This is a genomic window from Flavivirga spongiicola, assembly GCF_030540825.1.
GTDB classification, from domain to species: Bacteria; Bacteroidota; Bacteroidia; order Flavobacteriales; family Flavobacteriaceae; genus Flavivirga; species Flavivirga spongiicola.
Map to the genome: position 1 here is coordinate 3,123,947 of NZ_JAUOEO010000001.1, position 19,525 is coordinate 3,143,471.

Here is a 19,525-nt window from a genome sequence, read left to right on the forward strand (position 1 = left end):
TTTTACTTAAAAGTAGTTTTTTTCTTTTGTTTTTTGTTGAAAACCAGATACAAAGACGTTTTTTGCTTGTATGAAATTAAAGCAACATTCGCTTTGACAATTTTTAAAGTATCTTCGTGCCAATGATATTTAAGCTTGGACATAGCATAAATCAACAAGTAAGTGTACCCGATAATAAGGGGGCTGAGCTGTTTATAAAAAGAGAGGACGAAATACACCCTTTTGTGTCTGGAAATAAGTATCGAAAGCTTAAATACAATCTTCTTGAAGCTAAAAAAAAAGGATTTAAAACGCTCCTTACTTTTGGTGGGGCTTTTTCTAATCATATAGCTGCTGTAGCTTCAGCAGGAAATCTATTGGGTTTCAAAACGATTGGGGTTATTAGAGGGAATGAGCTTGAAGATAAAATCTCCGATAATGAAACTTTAAGTTTTGCAAAACAAAATGGGATGCAGTTTAAATTTGTTTCTAGAGCAGATTATAGGGATAAAACATCTAAAGCCTTTTTAGCTAAATTAAAAGAAGAGTTTAATGATTTTTACCTTATTCCAGAAGGCGGCACAAATATTCTGGCTATTAAAGGCTGCGAAGAAATATTAACAGAGGCAGATAATGTTTTTGATTATATATGCTGTGCTGTTGGAACTGGCGGAACCATTTCTGGGCTTATAAATTGTTCAAAACCTAGTCAACAAGTTTTAGGTTTTCCAGCTCTAAAAGGTGATTTTTTACGACAAGATATTAGTAAATTTGTAGCCAAGACGAATTGGGATTTAATAACCGATTATCATTTTGGCGGGTATGCAAAAATAAATGAGGAGTTGGTGACGTTTATCAATCAGTTTAAGAAAACAAATGCAATTCCGTTAGATCCTGTGTATACAGGTAAAATGATGTTTGGGGTTTTTGATTTAATTAATAAAGATTATTTTAAAAAAGATTCAAAAATTTTAGCAATCCATACAGGAGGCTTGCAAGGTATTAAAGGGATGAATTCAGTGTTAAAAAATAAAAATTTATCAATAATTGAATAGAAAAATAAATAGAATAGCGTTAGTATTATGTTTAGGGTGTTTTCTTTTTAGTTGCCGTTCTAAAAAGACAATCATTACAAAAAGACCAAATACGACTACGGTAGAAAATGGAGAAAGCAATAAAGAAGAAGAAACAAAAAATGCTTCTGGGAGTTCAGCTAAAGTATATGCAAATCCTACAGAGAGGTATATTGATGTTTATAAAGAAATTGCACAACAGGAGATGCGTTTATACGGTATTCCTGCAAGTATCACTTTGGCCCAAGGTGTTTTGGAATCTGGTTCTGGTAAAGGACGTCTTTCCGTCAAAGCCAATAATCATTTTGGTATTAAATGTCATGGTTGGACAGGAGGTAAAATTTATCACGATGATGACAAAGCTCAAGAATGTTTTAGGAAATATAAAGACGCAAAATATTCGTTTAGAGACCATTCTCTTTTCTTGAAAAAAAAGCGTTATGCAAAGCTATTCAAACTTAAAAAAGAAAATTACAAAGGCTGGGCTAAAGAGTTAAGAGCTGCAGGATATGCTACCGATAAAAAATATCCTCAAAAATTGATTAGTATCATTGAACGCTATGAATTATATAAGTTCGATAAAGAAGTATTGGGAAATTCGTACGAAGAATTTAAGATACCAACAAGTGTTGAGCGTATGACATATACCGTTTCGAAAGGTGATACTTTATACTCTATTTCAAGAAAGTATAGTATGACGGTTAAAGAACTTCAAAAATTAAATAAATTAAACGATACTGCCTTAAATATTGGGCAAGTATTAGTTATAAAACCATAAATAACCAATTATAAATTTATGAACTATAAAAGAAGTAGCTTACTGTTTGTAGAAGCAGAAAAGGTTATTCCAGGTGGTGTAAATTCGCCAGTAAGAGCTTTTAAAGCAGTGGGAGGAACGCCTATTTTTGTTAAAGAAGCAAAAGGAGCCTATTTGTACGATGAAGATGATAATCGATTAATAGATTATATTAACTCTTGGGGACCGATGATTCTAGGGCATGCTTATGATCCTGTTGTTAATGCTGTAGTAGATAAAGCGAAAAAGGGAACATCGTTTGGAATGCCAACAGAAATTGAAACTAAAATTGCAGAGTTAGCAGTTTCAATGGTGCCAAATATTGATAAAATACGATTTGTAAATTCAGGTACAGAAGCATGTATGAGTGCGGTACGTTTAGCACGTGGTTTTACAGGAAAAGATAAAATAATAAAATTTGCAGGTTGCTATCACGGACATAGTGATTCGTTTTTAATACAAGCGGGTAGTGGAGCTATTACTTTTGGAACGCCTAACAGTCCGGGAGTAACAGAAGGAACAGCTAAAGATACTTTGTTGGCTCGCTATAATGATATTGAAAATGTAACCCAGTTAATTGAAGCGAATAAAGGAGAAATAGCTTGTATTATTATAGAGCCTGTTGCAGGAAATATGGGGTGCATTCCACCAAAAGGAGACTTCTTAAAAACCTTAAGAACGTTGTGTGATACTCATAGTATTTTGTTAATTTTTGATGAGGTTATGACAGGGTTTCGTTTAGCGAAGGGTGGCGCTCAAGAGCTGTTTGGTATTGATGCAGATATTGTTTGTTTCGGAAAAGTAATTGGAGGTGGTTTGCCAGTGGGAGCATTTGCGGCCAGAAATGAGATTATGAATTATTTGGCGCCATTGGGGCCAGTGTATCAAGCTGGGACTTTAAGTGGTAATCCACTAGCTATGGCTGCTGGTTTAGCTATGCTAAATGAATTGAATAATGATGTTGAAATTTTTAATCGGTTAGCTGAAAAAACAGAGTATCTGCATAAAGGCATTGCTAAAGTTTTAAATGATAATAATATTGTTTATACCGTAAATAGAGTTGGTTCTATGATTTCAGTTCACTTTGATGACTCTGAAGTCATAGATTTTGAAACTTCTGCAAAAGGAAATAACGATACGTTTAAGAAATTCTTTCATGGTATGCTAAATGAAGGTGTTTATATTGCACCAAGTGCTTTCGAAACATGGTTTATTACTGATGCTTTAACTTATAAAGATTTAGATTTTACTATTGCTGCGGTAAATACGGTTGCAAAAACCTTATAAAAAGCCTCTTATTTTTAATCTAAACAACCTATCTAAGGTAATAGACTCTAAAGTTACTGATTATTACAATTAAGCGATTTTAGGACTTTTTAATAAAAAACTTAAATTAAAGAGAGTAATGAATTTACTTTTATTACTCTTTTTAAGTACTATAGTAATTTTATGTAAGCTTAACTTAGTCCTATAAGTCTGCTTCTTCACTTTAAAAACATTAAATTCTACATTAGAATATAACTCATAATAGCAAAAAACAAAAACTGCTTAAGTTTTAACGTTTCTATCTGATATGCATTATGTAGTTATTTATGCTATACACGTGCTTAATTGTATAAATAATTGATATTCAATCAATTTAATAGATATGTCCCTGAAAAAAGACGAAAATTCCTCCTATATCTCTTGTAGGAAAGTTTGAATTTTATAGAAACTATAACATGATTCATAACTAACCAAAAAAACATTTAGAAAATGAAATCTATTAAATTTAATCAAAAATTAACAACTTTAGTTTTACTATTACTTACAGGTATAGGAATCTTTTCAATTCTTCATGAAGAATTCGCTATAAAAAGTAATGAATCTTTAGAAGAGAATCTTCCAGTTTGGATTGATATGATGGAAGAACCTGGAGTAAATCTGTCTGAGGCCAAAAAAACTTTTGATGATTATTGGCAATACAACAAACATTTTAAAGGGGATAGATCTAAACAGTTTGAGCGTTGGTATGCAAAAAATCTAAAACGATTAGATGAATTTGGAAACGTTATTTCTGCTACCCAAGTTAATAAAGAATTCCAAAAAATGAGATCGATGGCTTTGGTTTCCCAACAAGGTAATTGGACAAATTACGGGCCCATAAATGTAGGCAAGAAAACTAATGGAGACCCTAGAAACGGAGGAAGAGTAAAGGACATTGCTTTTCACCCAACTGATGCAAATACTTATTTAGTTTCTTGTTTTAAAAGCGGACTTTTTAAAACAACCGACGCAGGTTTAAGTTGGGCGCCACTTACAGACCATTTGCCAGAAGAGGTTTATATATCTAAATTTCATGCTTCAAGCCCTAATACTATATTCATAGGAACAAATTCTGGCATATTAAAATCAACTGATGGTGGAACTTCTTGGAATACTACCGGTCTTTCTACTAATAAAACGAATGCACTATTAATCAAAACCGATAATCAAAACATTATTGTTGCAGGAAATGAAAGTGGTATTTATCGTTCTACTAATGGAGGAGCCACATTTACTTTAGTTAAAACTGCGAGTAAGGTAGAAGAACTTAGAATTCATCCAACTAATGCAAATATCATGTATGCTAGTACAAATGGATCTACATCTCAATTTTTTCGATCTACAGATGGGGGTGTAACATGGACTGAAAATACAACAGCTTTTGGACAAGGAGCATTTATGAAAATAGCTGTAACTCCTAACCAACCAAACTATGTGTATGTTATTAATTCAAGAGACCATTTAGGACAAGATTCTTTCGAAGGTGTTTATCGTTCTACAGATTCTGGAGTTACATTTACAAAACGCTCAGGAGGCACACCTTGCATTACTGGTTATAAAATAGATGGAACAATATCTAGAGGGCAACCAAACTACAACCTTTTTATCGTAGCAGATCCTACTAATGCGAATATTTTATACGCTGGCGGCGTAAAATCATGGAAATCAACAAATGGAGGAACAACTTGGGCACAATCCTTTGATAATGTTACCGATCTGGGTTTTGGTTTACATTTAGATCAATTAACCTGGGCATATTCCCCTATAAATGATAAATTATTTGCCCTTAATGATGGTGGAATTTGGTTTTTGAATGGTAGTAATAAATTTCAAGGTATTACAGATGGTTTACCTATAGCTGAGGTCTGGGAATGTACGCAAAGTCAAACAACTAAAAGCAATGTGGCTGGAGGTACATTTCATGCAGGAATTAAGTTAAACCTTAATGGGACATGGTATTCTAATTGGGGTGGAGATGAATCTACAGTGCTGTTTGATTATTCAGATGACACTTATGCTTACCATTTTAAATATGATAAAATTCACAGATCAATTGATGGAGGACTTACCTTTCAGCGTATAAATTCAACTTCAGCAGATAGAGGGGAGTATACAGGAACCGGGGTATTAGATAAAAGTAGTGTAAACACCCTTTTTGTAGGTTTATTTGAAGTAGAAAGAAGCCAAAACGTAAGAACTGCTAATAGACTGGATGTAACCTGGACAAAAATATCTTCATTTGGAGGTAATACCAAAATTCAAAAAATAGAACAATGTGATGCGAACCATAATATTATGTATGTTTCTAGAGCAGGTAGTTTCTATAGATCTGATAATGTAAGGGCTACATCACCTAGTTTTACTAATATTTCCACAAGCTTACCAGGATCTGGAACTGTTACAGACATTGCTACGCATCCTACTAATGATAATCTGGTTTACATTCTACAAGGAAGTAAAGTTTATAAATCATCAAATAAAGGAAGCTCATGGACAGACATTTCAAATGGGCTACCATCAGTTGCTTTATTGGAAATGGTATATGATAAATCTAGCAATGAAGGCATTTATATAGGCACTGATATTGGCGTGTATTATAAAGATGTCACTTTAACAAATTGGATAGATTACGGGAATGGTTTACCAGTGATACGTGTATCGGGAATGGATATCTATTATGGTGCTACGCGTAGTCAAAGTGTATTAACAATAGCAACAGACGGTAGAGGATTTTGGAGATCTGACCTATATAGTGTAGCATCTCAATCGCTAGAGGCAGAATATCCATTGGATACTAATGTACAAGATACTTCTGGTAATGGATACAACGGAACTAATGGAGGTGTTTCTTTTATTAATGATAGTGAAAGAGGGCAGGTAGCTAACTTTGATGGTACAGACGAAGTTATAGTCAACGGATATAGTGGTATACAACAAGGAAGTGACAGAACAATCACGGCATGGGTTAAAACAACCACAACCAATGATGCTATAGTATCTTGGGGAACAACAGCAACTTCAACAAAATGGATTTTCCTTGTAGACGGATCAGGTAGAATTCGTACTGAGGTAGCAGGTGGATTTATTGTAGGATCAACAGCTATTAATGACGGACAATGGCATCATGTAGCATTTGTTTTGGCTGATGATGGTACACCTACGATTAATGAAGGTGTTATCTATATAGATGGACAATCAGATACCATATCCTCCTCAAACACTACTGATGTAAATACAGGAAATGGAACAGTGAAAATAGGTACAGATCATGCTTCCCGACGTTTCTTAGGGCAAATGGATGAATTACATATTATTGATGAAGCCTGGTCAGCTAACGACATTCTTGTTGGTTACAACTCGTCCTTGCCACCAACCGCTAATTTCACTGCAAATCAAACAACAATCATTGAGGGAAATAGTGTAAGCTTCACAGATACTTCTACAGGAAATGTTACTAGCTGGTCTTGGAGCTTTACAGGAGGCACGCCTTCAACCAGTACTTCACAAAATCCGACAATAACATATAATGCAGTAGGAACATATCAAGTACAGTTAACAGCAACCAATAATAATGGTAGTAATACAGAAACAAAATCAGCTTATATTACGGTGAACGACATGACGTTAGAAGCCGAATATCCATTAGATAATAACGTACAAGATACTTCAGGCAATGGATATAACGGAACCAATAGTGGCGTTGCTTTTATTAATGATAGTGAAAGAGGGCAAGTAGCAGATTTTGATGGTACAGATGAAGTCGTTGTAAATGGATACAATGGGATAGAAGGAGGAGATGACAGAACAATTATCGCATGGATTAAAACAACCACAACCAATGATGCTATAGCCTCTTGGGGAACAACAGCAACCTCTGCAAAATGGATATTTCTCGTAGATGGATCCGGTAGAATACGTGCCGAAGTAGCTGGAGGCTCTATTGTAGGTACTACTACAATTAATGACGGCCAATGGCATCATGTAGCTTGTACATTTTCTAATGATGGAACACCAAATATCAATGAGCTTAAAATATATATAGATGGCCAATTAGATACCATATCATCTTCAAGTTCTAGAACCATAAATACAGGAAATGGAACAGTGAAAATAGGAACAGATCATGCTTCTCGAAGATTTTTAGGACAGATAGATGATTTGCATATTATAGATGAAGCTTGGTCTGCTAGTCAAATTTTATCAGACTATAATGGGAGTACTTCAAAGAGTTCTAAAAAGAAAGAAAATACGAGGCTTGCCTTCGAGGGTGAAAATCATAGTATACCAGATCATGTTGCGTTTCCAATTCCTTTTTCGGATAGACTAACAATTAAAATGCTAAGTACAGATGTTTCAAAAATCACGATTTATAATGTACACGGATCATTAGTTAAAATAGTGTACCCTAAGAGTAAAACTGAAAAAACAATAATTGAAACTAAGAACATGATGCCTGGTTTATATTTTGTTAAAATAGACTCGAATGTAGGTTGTTCAACCTTAAAGGTTATTAAAGAATAGTTTATCAATTTATTGGTATTTAAAAAAGAGCATTTCAAATTTTGAAATGCTCTTTTAATTAACAAACTAAAACCAACCAATAAACTAAATCTATTTTTTTCTTTTCATGCCTTTATATTTGTCTTTTCTTTTGGCAGCCATTCTTAATTGTGCTTTTTCCCATTTAACATATTGTTCTTTATTTAATATGTTTTTCATTTTGGCTTTCATAGCAATTTTATGGTCTAATCGGGCATTTTCCATTTTAAGGCGCTCCTCTTTAGTCGGTCTTTGAGCAGTTCCATTCGTTCTTCTGGCCTTACGCTGTGCCATCATTGTTTTACGTAAAGTAGCATTTTCCAGATTTATTTTTTGAACCTCCTTTTGTTGTGATTCATTTAAATCTAAAAACAAAGTCATTTTTTTTGTTTTTAAAGTGGCCATTTCTTCAGCAGAAAGGTTATTCATTTTTTGAGCACGTTCAGATCGATCTCTTCTTTCCGTTTGCGCTATAGCTTGAATAGATATTAATGCTATAGCAATGACTATTAATTTTTTCATTTTTATATCTTTTAAGTTATTTGCAAGTAGGACTTTTACTTTTTTAAAAGGTTTAAACTGTTTTTTGATTTTAACCTAACATTAACAGTATTAAACTTTTGTTGTCATTCCTGCCTTTTGTCTTCGCTCAAGATAAACTACAGCAGGAATCCACTTGAATATTAGAGATATTGATCACTGCTTTATTTTCACTCGAACATATGTCGTTCCAAACTGCTTGCTACACTCATGCGACATATTCTACAAGTTTTATTGATTAAAATTGTAAAGGTAGTATTGGTTGATTATTATGCTTCACGTATTTTATAAACCGGAAGGTCTCTACCAGGCTGAAACAAGTTCAGAGCGTGTCACAGGAATGACAAAATGATGAGATTATTTAAACACAGGAATTTTTAGAGACACGCCAGTTTGAAAATCTGGAGCATTATTAACCAAAAAGTCTTCCTTAAAGTATAGAGATAGTTTATAGTTAGGATGACCATAAGTATATACAAAAGACCAATTAGATTGTGCTCTATATAAAGTAGCAATACCATGATGCCAGCCGCCCCTTATTTCTTCCCAGTTACCTAAAAGCCTATAATAATCAGCTTCTTTTCTTTTGTTATAGCGGGATTGAATTTGATAGTTTATTCCTAATGAATTATAGTTGCCCTTTTTTGTGTATTTAGTTATTTCGATATCACTTTCAATAGTTGCTAAAAATGGATTATTACCCAAATCGATAACCTCTTTAAAGTTGATGAGGTTTTTGTATAAAACATTCATCCCGACTCCCATATTAAATTCGTAGCTATTATTTAGTTTTAGTTTTTTAATGGCATTTACAGAAAGACCTAAATCTAGAGACGAATTAAATTTAGAAGTGTTAATACCTAAGTGACTTCCAAAATTGATAAATATTTTTTTAGTTTTATTTATTGAAAGTGTCGGGTAATAAAAATGATTTAATTCGATGCCTCCTATAAAAAAATCATTGTTATGTAGTTCAAGTGTATTGCCATTTCTGTCAAAATATTTAAAGTTTACTTGATTCAAGCCATAGTAACGTCTGCCGAAAGGATCTTCCCCTCCATTTATATTACTATGAAACCATTCAATGGTCTCATCTCCAGTGAAAATTGAAAATGGATGTTTTCCTTTTGTTATTAGATAAGATCGCAACGTAACCCCTAGCTCATTTTTTTTATCTAACGGTATGTTTATACTTAACCTAAATTCTTTTATAACAGCATCAATGACAATATTTGAATAATCAGCAGGGGTTGTTTGTTGATCTATAAAGGTGAAATCCCTATTATACCAAATAAGTTTACTTTGTTCTTCTCTTACGTCTGGATCTTTTGGGAAATACCCTTCAACAAAAGGATGAAAGTTGTTTCCGCTTGTAGTGCTTATAGTGAGTATTGGTTTTTTTGGAGGTTTGTATTTGAAATTCGGATTAATTCTGGAGCTGAAAATGCCAAAATGATGTGTGGTTAAAAGACTAGGGTTGTCAATGCCATTTTTTGTAGATAAACTATCTTTTTGCTGAGCAACAACAAGAAGATTACAAATACAAGAAATAATTAAAACCCCCTTTTTTAGCATCATATAAAAATAGTTAAAGTTTGGATAATGAATTATTATTTATTTGTTAATTCTTGCTGAGATTGTTTTATTAAATTTAAAGTAGTTGAGTATAGGTCTTGATTATTCATCTTACCTTTCAACCAACTATAAAAACTTATTACAAAAATGTCTTCCTTATGTATGTCAACCCAATCGAAAGATTGCGCTACGGTATTTTTAAATTCGTTTGAAGTCACTGCTTCTGGGGTTTTATAATAAGATTCAACAAAGCCTAAATATGTGATAACGCGTTGTTGATTGATGCTTTTTAAATAGTCGTAATAATTTCTTTTAAAACTAAGTAGTCGAGACTCTATCAAGTCAATATTTTTAAGTTCAATATGAAGTAATATTTCCATTAAATTCTTTTTTATGACCCATTCTTTTCCCGCTTTTTCTGTGTACCACTGATCAGTGTGGTAGAATTTGGAGAAGAGCGTATGTGTTTTTTTAAAATCATTTTTCTGAAAATAAAACATAATGAGACTCAAATGAATGTCTAATAATGATTCTGTATCTGGATGCTTGTTAACCGCTAGAGGTTCTAAAATTTCGATAGCTATTTTTTGTTTGTTAGAGTAATTATAGTTGAGAGCTACTAGCAAGTTATATTTTAACTTGTAAGTATTGTAATGTTTTTTCTGTTTTAGTAGCATATGTTTATGCATGAGTTCCAAATAGTAAAAAGACTCATTGAATTTCTTGTTTCTAAATAGTGTATTGGCTATTAAGTATATAATTTGAATATGATAGAAGAGTTGTTTCTCTTTATTTTTATGTGTGATTATAATATTATAAGTGTTTATTAAAAAGGGCTCTATTTGTAGATAGTCTTTAGTTACAAAGGCCGAAATACTCACAATAGTTGCTAATTGATATAAGGACTTAAAAGACATGGACTCGTTAATGCTAATGTTGTGTTCTTGTAGGGTTTGATTTAGAACTGTTTGAAAATCGACAACGTCACCTTTGTAGGTAATATTGTTTAAGGTATGTTTGATTTTTGCATAAACAATATTGAGCTGATCTTCTACTTGATGATTTTTTTGATTTTCCTCAAATTTTGTGATAAGGTCCTCCATTGAAATAGACGGGTTTGTATATGCATATTGAATTTTGGTATGATAAATTTCATTTAGCAATGGAAACAAATAATGCTCAGAAGCTAATATCTCAGCTTTGTCTAAAACTTTATAAGCAACTTTGTATTGTTTATGTTGTAAGAAGGATCTAGAAGCTAATATATATTTAATGATTTGCATGTCTATTGAGTTTTCTTCTTGCAAACTGTTATTTGCAATAAAATCAATGATAGATTGATATAAACGTTTTCTTAAAGCGTGGTAAGCATCTTTCTTAAGACTTCCGTAGAGCTTGAAGCAGATGTCATTAGAATTCAATTCATCATTTAATAGATAATTAAATAGCTGCGTGTTTTTAGTGTCATTACGTTTGTTTTTTTTGTCTAAATATGCTGTGAATCGCTGTTGGTCTTCATAAGAAAAAGTAGAAATTATATCATTTAAATTAGTCATTAAATCGTCAGTTTTTTTAGTTAAATCATTTTAAATATAGGTAATAAAAGATTATTAATAAAAATTATATCATCAGTTTTATTAAAACATTGTGTTTCGTATACTGGGTAAGTGTTGCAATTTTGTCCTGTAATCAAATCATTAAAACAATAATTATGAATTATCAAACAACAGTTTCTGCAGATGAAAAATCGAAAGAAACAAAAATTAAAAAGGACAAGAAAGTTTATGATCAAAAACCAACTTCAGCTTTTATAGGAGCATCTTGGTCAGCATTGTTAATAGGAATAACATCTTATTGTATTGGTTTATGGAATGCAGAGATGCTATTAAATGAGAAAGGGTATTATTTTACAATTCTTCTTTTTGGATTATTCTCAGTAATATCTGTTCAAAAGGCAGTACGAGATAAATTAGAAGATATTCCGGTGACCGATATTTATTATAGTATTAGTTGGTTTACAACAGTGATCTCTATTGTGTTATTAGTTATTGGACTTTGGAATGCCGATTTACTTTTAAGTGAGAAAGGGTTTTATGGTATGTCGTTTCTTTTAAGTCTGTTTTCTGCCATTGCTGTACAGAAGAATACAAGAGATGTACAGTTTATTGATAGAAGTACTGAAGATGAAAAATAGTTTTAGATATGTTAGTCAAAACAAAAATTATAAAGGGTTGTTTTGATGGTTGGTTAGTTAGATAACCCAAGGCCTCGCGGTTAGATGCTGCGAGGTTTTAAACATTACAATCATGAAAAAAATAATTGAAAATAATAAGTTGTTAAAAGCAGATAGGAATATTTTTTATATAAGTGTCATAACATCATCGTTTTTAATGATGATTTACATAAATCATACTTATACAAAATTAAGTTTTGTACTTCTTGGGGTTATTCAAGAAATGTTTACTATTCCTTGTGTGTTAATCCAACCTGTGCTACTATATCTGGCTTTGAGAAATTTTTTTAAAGTGAAATTTAAACTGAAACCTTATATTTCTTTTACAGTAGTAATCTCATTAACTACTATGGTTTTTACATGGGGAGACTGGTTGTTGACTAGGTTTTAATTGATAAATTTAATTTTAAAATGAAACACAATCTCACCAAAGATTTAATAGAATTTTCAGAAACTAAATTAAAAAGACCCATTTCAAATAAAAGGAGGTTAATAGAAATATTGGGAGTAGTTCTAACTGCACTTGGGAAGTTTATTTTTATGGACTACCTCGACTGGAGATTATTCTACGTTGTTTTTGCAACGACATTATGGATTTTATATATTATTTTTAGATATAAAGTTGAAAAGGGTGTTATTAGGTATTGGGGATTTAGAACAGATAATTTCAAATACGCTTTAAAATTAATGGTGCCCTTTGCGACCATTTCAGTCATGTTATTTCTTGGTATAGGGCATTATCAAAATACAATTAATATAACATGGCATATTTTACCACTTTTAATTACATATCCCATTTGGGGGAGTATGCAACAGTTTTTAATTATTGGTTTAATTGCAGGGAATTTAAATGATTTGAAAAATAGAAAACTAAGTAAAGGCTTCATTATATTTATAACAGCTCTTTTGTTTTCTGTGGTTCATTTTCCTTCAATATGGTTGATGATAGGCACTTTTGCTCTGGCATTATTTTATGGATATATGTATTTGAAAGTGAAAAATATATATGTCATGGGAGTGTTTCATGGATGGTTAGGCGCTTTATTTTATTATACAGTGGTTAATAAAGATCCTTTTCAAGAAGTATTTTTAAAATTTTTAAATTAAAGGAAGTATGAATTCAAAAATTCAAAAAGACATAAAAGAACTTGTTGCGGAACAAGTTATATCAAAAGACACTGCCTCAAAAATAGAGTCTTATTATCTGTCAAAGCAGAGTCATTCATCAAATAGACTGTTTACTGTTTTTGCCGTATTAGGTTCTACATTGGTAGGTCTTGGTCTCATATTAATATTGGCTCATAATTGGGATGATTTTTCAAGAACTTTAAAAACTGTTTTTGCTTTTACACCTTTAATTATGGGGCAGGCCATTGTTGGGTATTCAATTTTAAAAAATAAAAGCGTTACCTGGAAAGAGGCTTCGGGAGTATTTTTGTTTTTTGCAGTAGGGGCAAGTATCGCTTTAGTGAGTCAGATTTACAATATCCCTGGAGATTTGAGCAGCTACTTGCTAACTTGGGTATTGCTATGTTTACCATTAATTTACCTTCTGAAATCGAATGCATTAGTCCTTTTGCAAATTGTTTTTATGACGAGTTATGCATGCAGTTTAGGATATTTTTCGGGAAATGAAACACCATGGGTGTACTTAATACTCTTAGTATCGTTATTGCCACATTATTATAAACTATTAAAACAGAAAAAGTCACACAATATAACATCAATTTTAAATTGGCTTTTGCCTTTAAGTTTTGTTATTGTAATTGGTGCTTTTGTTAGAGAGGATGGGGATTTTGGATTTTTAATTTATGTTATTTTATTTGGATTGCTATACAATATAGGCAAAATGCCATTCTTTAATAATCAAAAATTGAGACGAAATGGCTATTTAGTTTTAGGCTCTTTAGGAACCGTTTATATGTTGCTGTTGACAAGTTTTAATTGGCTTTGGAAAGCTGTTTTTGACAGTAAATTAAATTTTAACTCGCAAGCGTTTTATATAGCATTAACACTTTTTTGTTTAACTCTTGTCTTGTTAATTTATTCGTATTCAAAAAAATGGATTCGCAATTTTAACCTTTTTCAATACGCCTTTATATTTTTTACACTATTTTTTATAATTAGTTTAGTTAATACAGGGCTCCCTGTAATACTAATAAATCTGCTTGTTTTAATATTAGGAATTATGGCTGTGAAAATTGGAGCAGATACATTTCATTTTGGAGTTTTAAATTACGGTTTGTTAATTATTACGGCACTTATTGCTTGTCGTTTTTTTGATACGGATATGAGCTTTGTACTTAGAGGATTGCTATTTGTTGGTGTTGGTATTGGTTTCTTTTTAACCAATTATATCATGTTGAAAAAACAAAAGACTTTAAAAAGGTAGTTATGAGGTTCTTAAATAAAATATTTAGATATGTTCTGTGTTTATTGATAGTTCCAGGGGTTTACATAATTGGATCATTGCTATTGACTTCTATTACAGTAAATAAAACAGATGATAATGTAAGTCTTGTAAATACTATATATCTTAATACTAATGGCATTCATTTGGATATTGTTATTCCAGTACATCAAATTGATGAAAAATTAATTACCGGATTAAATGTCGAAGAAGAGGCAAGGTATTTATCTTTTGGCTGGGGAGACGAAAATTTTTATCTAAATACCCCAACATGGGGAGATTTAACTTTTAAGAATGCTTTTGGTGCTTTATTTTTTAAAAGTAATACGTTGATTCATTTAACTAAGTACTTTCAAAAGCATTCAAATTGGGTTGCTGTAAATGTTACTAAAGAACAATTAACTCATCTAAATTATTACTTGTTAAACTCTTTTAAACTAGATGGTCGTGGTGAAAAAATAATTTTAAAAGATAAAGGGTACTCTTTTAATGATGAATTTTATAAAGCAAAAGGTAGTTATTCATGCCTTAAAACGTGTAATTCTTGGGTCAATTCTGCATTTAAAACTAGTGGTTTAAAAAGTTGTTATTGGACACCATTCGATTTTGAATTAATTAATAAATATGAATGAACTCATTTAAAGCTTTAGAATTATAGCGAAAATTAGTCATTTTTATATAGATAAAGACTTTTTTTAATAGCATAGCATCGCTACGGAATTCAAAAAAGGCGAAATATAGATGAAAAAGGGCAATTTTTTAGCCAATTGAAAAACTTTAAATGAGTTCAATAATAAAAAAATAAAAATAAAATGAAAACAATACATATATTCACAATATTTATAATTGTAGTATTGATACAATTATTTATTCCTTCTCAAATGATTTTTAATCAAGAGCAAATTTTGAAGAAAGGAAAAGTATATAAGTTTAAAACACAACCTGTTGATCCAACGGATCCTTTTAAGGGTAAATATATAAACCTTAATTATGAGATAGATTCATATAAAACTAATGATTCTTTATGGCAACGACATGAAGAGATATATGTTTATTTAACTAAAGATAGTCTGGGTTTTGCTAAAATTGATACGATTGCTAGAACTTTAATACCAAATAATAATAACGATTATATAAAAACTAAAGCAGGGTGGTACTCAAATTATACAAATAAATTAAGTGTAGAGTTTTCTTTTAATCGCTATTATATGGAAGAAACGAAGGCGTATGATGCTGAGATAGCTGTGAGGAATAGACAACGTGATTCTCTACCAAATAATACTTATGCGTTAGTTTATGTTAAAAATGGAGAGGTCGTTTTAAATGATGTTATAATTGATGAAATATCTATTAAGGATTATGTAGAAAAAGAGAAGCCTCAGTAAACTGAGGCTTCTTAATTTATTTTAATTAAAAATTTATTATTTAGGATCTAAAATAGTTTCAATTCGTTTTATAATATCTTGAAGGTGAATTCTACTCATAGAATTTCCTGCTCGCCCTATGCCAGCACTAGCTGAGCGCTTTAACATATTTAGCTCTGCTCTTACAACAGCTCTAACATCTGATGTAGTTGAGCCTGAAGTCATTAAATAAGCTAACCTATCTATATGAGCTCTTTGTAAGTTACGTCTGTAGGTATCAATTTTTCTGCCAGAACGTAACTCGTTCCAAATGCCATTACGTAAATCGCGCATCAAGCTAGTTAATTTGTAGGCATTATTGCCATAGTGTGTTTCATGTTCTATTAAACGAGTCATTTTTCCAAGGCTTAAAATACTATTTAAAGTACGTGATTGCATACCTCTTATACGTTCTACTGAACCCGAATTTTGTATCTTGTTAAAAATGTTAGTGTCTATTAGCCATTTAGGTGTCTTAAATAATTGTTCATTAATAAACTTCAAACAATTTTTTTGATGATCTTTATCTACAGGCGTATAAACAGCTCCTTCCTGCTCGGCAGTTTTATAATGTTCATAAACGCCGCCTATATTGCTAGAAACATGTCCCATGTAACGGCTAAATTGAGAAACTACGTGACCATACATCATGCTAAGATCTTCATAATTTTCGCCTGCTTTGGTTGTCCATTTTATTAAATTAGGAACTACTCGTTTTAAATTTTTAATACCATAAGTACTTGCAAGTATTGCATTATCTCCTAAATCTTCAGTTTGTGAGCTAGGATCTATAACTTCTCTCTGTTGGCGCCCAAATCTGTATAAAGGGTCTCCGGCATGTTCTAGAATCCAATTGTTCAATATGGTTTTTTCCTCTTTAGCTGTTTTATTTAAAATGGGTCTGTAACCCCAGTTAATGGAATATTTATCGTAAACTCCAATATTAGGAAATAATGAAACCCCTTTATCTTCAGGTTGTGCAATATAATTGAAACGGGCATAATCCATTATTGATGGTGCCGTTCCATACTTTTTAGTAAATTCGGGATCGCGCAAATCCTCTACTTTATAGGCACAACTACTTCCCATGTTGTGTGGTAAACCTAAGGTGTGTCCAACTTCGTGAGATGATACAAATCTGATTAACTCTCCCATAACTTCATCACTAAATTCAGCGCTTTGAGCATCGGGGTTAGCAGCAGCAGTTTGAACAAAAAACCAACCGTTTAAAAGGCTCATAACATTATGATACCAATTAATATCTGATTCTAATATTTCTCCTGACCGGGGATCGCTTACATGAGGTCCATTAGCATTAGGAATTGGTGATGCTAAATAACGTACTACAGAATAACGAGCATCTTCAGGGGTCCATTCAGGGTCTTCTTCCTCAGTTGGAGGGTCTTTAGCAATAATGGCATTTTTAAACCCAGCTGCTTCAAATCCAGCTTGCCAATCTTCAATACCTAATTTTATATATTTTCGCCATTTTTTTGGTGTAGCTCTATCAATATAATAAACAATTTGTTTTTTAGGCTCAACAAGCTCCCCGCGTTTAAATTTCTCTATGTCTTCATCTTTGACTTCTAATCTCCAACGATCGAGATATGTAACTCTTTCACTTTTTTGCGCTTCAGAGCCATAATCAGTTTGACTACTTGTAAACCAACCAACACGTTCATCGAAATAACGGCGTTTCATTGGGGTTTTTGGTAATAATACCATAGAGTTGTTTATTTCTATAGAAATAGTGCCTGTACTGGCATTAGAAGGCGGTGCGCCTGCTGAGTACGTTTTTATATGACGTGCTTCAATATTTAAAGGATAACTCTTAATGTTTTCAATAAATGATTTATCAGATTCTAAGCGACCTGCTTTATATTGTTTTCTTGTAGAGCTAGGAAAGCCTATAGCTTTTACATCTCTAGAAAATAAGTCGGTAACATCAATAACTGTATTTAAAGAGTCTTTACTAAATGCTTTGATAGGAAAGGTATATAAAATAGGTTCAAAATTTGAATTAACTACAGCCTCATGAACAGGTAAAGAATCGGCTGCTACAACATTATGAGAAACAACGCGAAGTAATATTTTTTTGCCTTTTTTCTGCCATCTAAGCACTTGAGTGTTTTGTTTTCCTCCACCAAAACCGATACGAGATGCCGTTTTAGAAATACGTGTAACCATAAGCATTTCTCTATTTAAAAGCGTATCGGGAATTTCATAAAAATACTTTTCGTCTAATTTGTGAACTATAAATAGTCCTTTGTCACTTTTTGCATCTTTAGTAATGACTTTGTCGTAAGGTTTAATGGCGCCTTTTTTAGGTTTTGGTTTCTTTGCGGCGGCGGCTTTTTTTGCTGCTTCCGCTTCTGCTTCAGCAAGTTTTTTTGCTGTATTACAAGACGTTGCAATTAGTATAAATGCGAGTAGAAAAACTTTAATAGAATAATATTTCATTTAGTTGTTTTATAAAAATAGTGTTTTTGTTATAATAGATTTGTTATCTATTAAGACGTTACTATATGTAATACCCTTATTAAAGCTTTGTTAAAACTATCATAAAAATGGACTGCTTGAATAATTTTGGATTTATTCTTATATAACAAAGCTCATTTTTAACTATGTATATACATTTTTTTGCCACGCTAAATGATGTCATAATTAAATTTCGATAAAGAACTTTGTCGAATTGTAAGGTTAAATAAATCATCTAATTTATTGTATATTAGTATTCTAATGGTTTTTTTATGCCTTACTGGTTACATGTTACTATAATAATCCTAATTATTTATGTGATAATAAGTATAGCTATTTATTATCTGCAGGACTACTTATTGTTTAAACCTGAAAAATTACCTGAGGATTTTCAGTTTTATTACGAAAACCAAGATATAGAAGAGCATAATTTAGAAACAAGAGATGGGGCTGTTATTAATGGTATTCTTTTTAAACCCAAAGGCAAATCAAAAGGGATTGTATTATATCTTAAAGGAAACTCTAAAAGCATAAAAGGTTGGGGCAAATTTGCTGTGGATTTTACACGACATAATTACAATGTTCTTATGGTAGATTATCGTGGTTTTGGAAAAAGTACAGGTAGACGTTCTCAAAAAGCTATTAAAAGAGATTTGCAAGAAGTTTATAATAAGATAAAAGAACATACTTCAGAAGATAGAATAATACTTTACGGTCGTTCTCTAGGTTCAGGTTTTGCTGCTAAATTAGCATCAATGAACTACCCTAAAATGTTAATTCTTGATGCGCCATACTATAGTTTAACAAAAGTTACAGCGCGTTATGCACCTTTTATGCCATTGTCCGTTTTAATAAAATATCCTTTACCAACTTATAAATGGTTAAAGTATGTACAATGCCCAATACATATTATACACGGTACGAACGATACCCTTATTCCTTATAAAACAAGTATTAAATTGTCTCAAGTAAAACCTAAACTTACTAAGTTACATTCGGTAATTGGTGGTGGACATAAAAACTTAAATAACTTTGAATCATATCATAAAATGATTCATGAAATTCTAAATAGAATTCCAGAAGAAATAGATTTGTCAACTACAAGTATTCATGTTAATCATGTGTCAAAGAAAACTAAAACAAAGGCTTAGAAAAATAGTAGTTGTTGTAATAAGCTTATATATTATGGTTAGT

15 protein-coding genes are annotated in these 19,525 nt (G+C 31.7%); 11 read left to right on the forward strand and 4 right to left on the reverse strand.

All coding sequences use genetic code 11. From position 1 onward, the window contains the following. Nucleotides 1-122 precede the first annotated feature (122 nt). From Q4Q47_RS12540 to Q4Q47_RS12555, 4 genes are all read left to right on the forward strand, one after another. A complete protein-coding gene (locus Q4Q47_RS12540) occupies nucleotides 123-1,034 on the forward strand; it encodes a 1-aminocyclopropane-1-carboxylate deaminase/D-cysteine desulfhydrase (RefSeq protein WP_303307000.1) in 912 nt (303 codons plus the stop codon). Continuing rightward, a complete protein-coding gene (locus Q4Q47_RS12545; RefSeq protein ID WP_303307001.1) occupies nucleotides 1,027-1,830 on the forward strand; it encodes a glucosaminidase domain-containing protein in 804 nt (267 codons plus the stop codon). Before Q4Q47_RS12540 ends, Q4Q47_RS12545 begins: the two co-directional genes overlap by 8 nt. An 18-nt stretch (nucleotides 1,831-1,848) precedes the next feature. After that, nucleotides 1,849-3,135, forward strand: coding sequence for a glutamate-1-semialdehyde 2,1-aminomutase (gene hemL / locus Q4Q47_RS12550; protein ID WP_303307002.1), 1,287 nt, complete (start codon nucleotides 1,849-1,851; stop codon nucleotides 3,133-3,135). A 468-nt stretch (nucleotides 3,136-3,603) separates the two neighbouring features. Beyond that, nucleotides 3,604-7,674 carry a LamG-like jellyroll fold domain-containing protein gene (locus Q4Q47_RS12555; RefSeq protein ID WP_303307003.1) on the forward strand — a complete coding sequence of 1,357 codons (4,071 nt, stop codon included), beginning with the start codon at nucleotides 3,604-3,606 and terminating at the stop codon, nucleotides 7,672-7,674. A 90-nt stretch (nucleotides 7,675-7,764) separates the two neighbouring features. Here Q4Q47_RS12555 and Q4Q47_RS12560 read toward each other — a convergent pair whose 3' ends face one another. From Q4Q47_RS12560 to Q4Q47_RS12570, 3 genes are all read right to left on the reverse strand, one after another. Further along, nucleotides 7,765-8,214, reverse strand: coding sequence for a hypothetical protein (locus Q4Q47_RS12560; protein WP_303307004.1), 450 nt, complete (start codon nucleotides 8,212-8,214; stop codon nucleotides 7,765-7,767). Between the two features lie 375 nt (nucleotides 8,215-8,589). Beyond that, a complete protein-coding gene (locus Q4Q47_RS12565) occupies nucleotides 8,590-9,810 on the reverse strand; it encodes a hypothetical protein (protein ID WP_303307005.1) in 1,221 nt (406 codons plus the stop codon). A gap of 32 nt (nucleotides 9,811-9,842) precedes the next feature. Continuing rightward, on the reverse strand, nucleotides 9,843-11,363 hold the full coding sequence (locus Q4Q47_RS12570) for a hypothetical protein (protein ID WP_303307006.1): 1,521 nt from the start codon (nucleotides 11,361-11,363) through the stop codon (nucleotides 9,843-9,845). A 155-nt stretch (nucleotides 11,364-11,518) separates the two neighbouring features. On the opposite strand from Q4Q47_RS12570, the gene yiaA reads away from it, so the two are divergent. The 6 genes from yiaA (at nucleotide 11,519) to Q4Q47_RS12600 (ending at nucleotide 15,835) form a co-directional block, all read left to right on the forward strand. Further along, nucleotides 11,519-12,001, forward strand: coding sequence for an inner membrane protein YiaA (gene yiaA / locus Q4Q47_RS12575; RefSeq protein ID WP_303307007.1), 483 nt, complete (start codon nucleotides 11,519-11,521; stop codon nucleotides 11,999-12,001). A 112-nt stretch (nucleotides 12,002-12,113) separates the two neighbouring features. Next, the gene (locus Q4Q47_RS12580; RefSeq protein ID WP_303307008.1) at nucleotides 12,114-12,431 is read left to right on the forward strand and encodes a hypothetical protein; all 318 of its coding nucleotides are present in this window, start codon (nucleotides 12,114-12,116) and stop codon (nucleotides 12,429-12,431) included. A gap of 20 nt (nucleotides 12,432-12,451) precedes the next feature. Continuing rightward, nucleotides 12,452-13,147, forward strand: coding sequence for a CPBP family intramembrane glutamic endopeptidase (locus Q4Q47_RS12585; protein WP_303307009.1), 696 nt, complete (start codon nucleotides 12,452-12,454; stop codon nucleotides 13,145-13,147). Between the two features lie 7 nt (nucleotides 13,148-13,154). Next, complete coding sequence (locus tag Q4Q47_RS12590; protein WP_303307010.1) at nucleotides 13,155-14,432, forward strand: DUF2157 domain-containing protein; 1,278 nt, start codon at nucleotides 13,155-13,157, stop codon at nucleotides 14,430-14,432. A gap of 2 nt (nucleotides 14,433-14,434) precedes the next feature. Next, the gene (locus tag Q4Q47_RS12595; protein WP_303307011.1) at nucleotides 14,435-15,082 is read left to right on the forward strand and encodes a TIGR02117 family protein; all 648 of its coding nucleotides are present in this window, start codon (nucleotides 14,435-14,437) and stop codon (nucleotides 15,080-15,082) included. Nucleotides 15,083-15,262: 180 nt separating this feature from the next. Next, on the forward strand, nucleotides 15,263-15,835 hold the full coding sequence (locus tag Q4Q47_RS12600; RefSeq protein ID WP_303307012.1) for a GDYXXLXY domain-containing protein: 573 nt from the start codon (nucleotides 15,263-15,265) through the stop codon (nucleotides 15,833-15,835). Nucleotides 15,836-15,871: 36 nt separating this feature from the next. Here Q4Q47_RS12600 and Q4Q47_RS12605 read toward each other — a convergent pair whose 3' ends face one another. After that, the gene (locus Q4Q47_RS12605) at nucleotides 15,872-18,313 is read right to left on the reverse strand and encodes a zinc-dependent metalloprotease (RefSeq protein ID WP_303307013.1); all 2,442 of its coding nucleotides are present in this window, start codon (nucleotides 18,311-18,313) and stop codon (nucleotides 15,872-15,874) included. Between the two features lie 290 nt (nucleotides 18,314-18,603). On the opposite strand from Q4Q47_RS12605, the gene Q4Q47_RS12610 reads away from it, so the two are divergent. After that, nucleotides 18,604-19,482, forward strand: a complete 879-nt coding sequence (locus Q4Q47_RS12610) for an alpha/beta hydrolase (RefSeq protein WP_303307014.1) — start codon at nucleotides 18,604-18,606, stop codon at nucleotides 19,480-19,482. Nucleotides 19,483-19,525 lie beyond the last annotated feature (43 nt).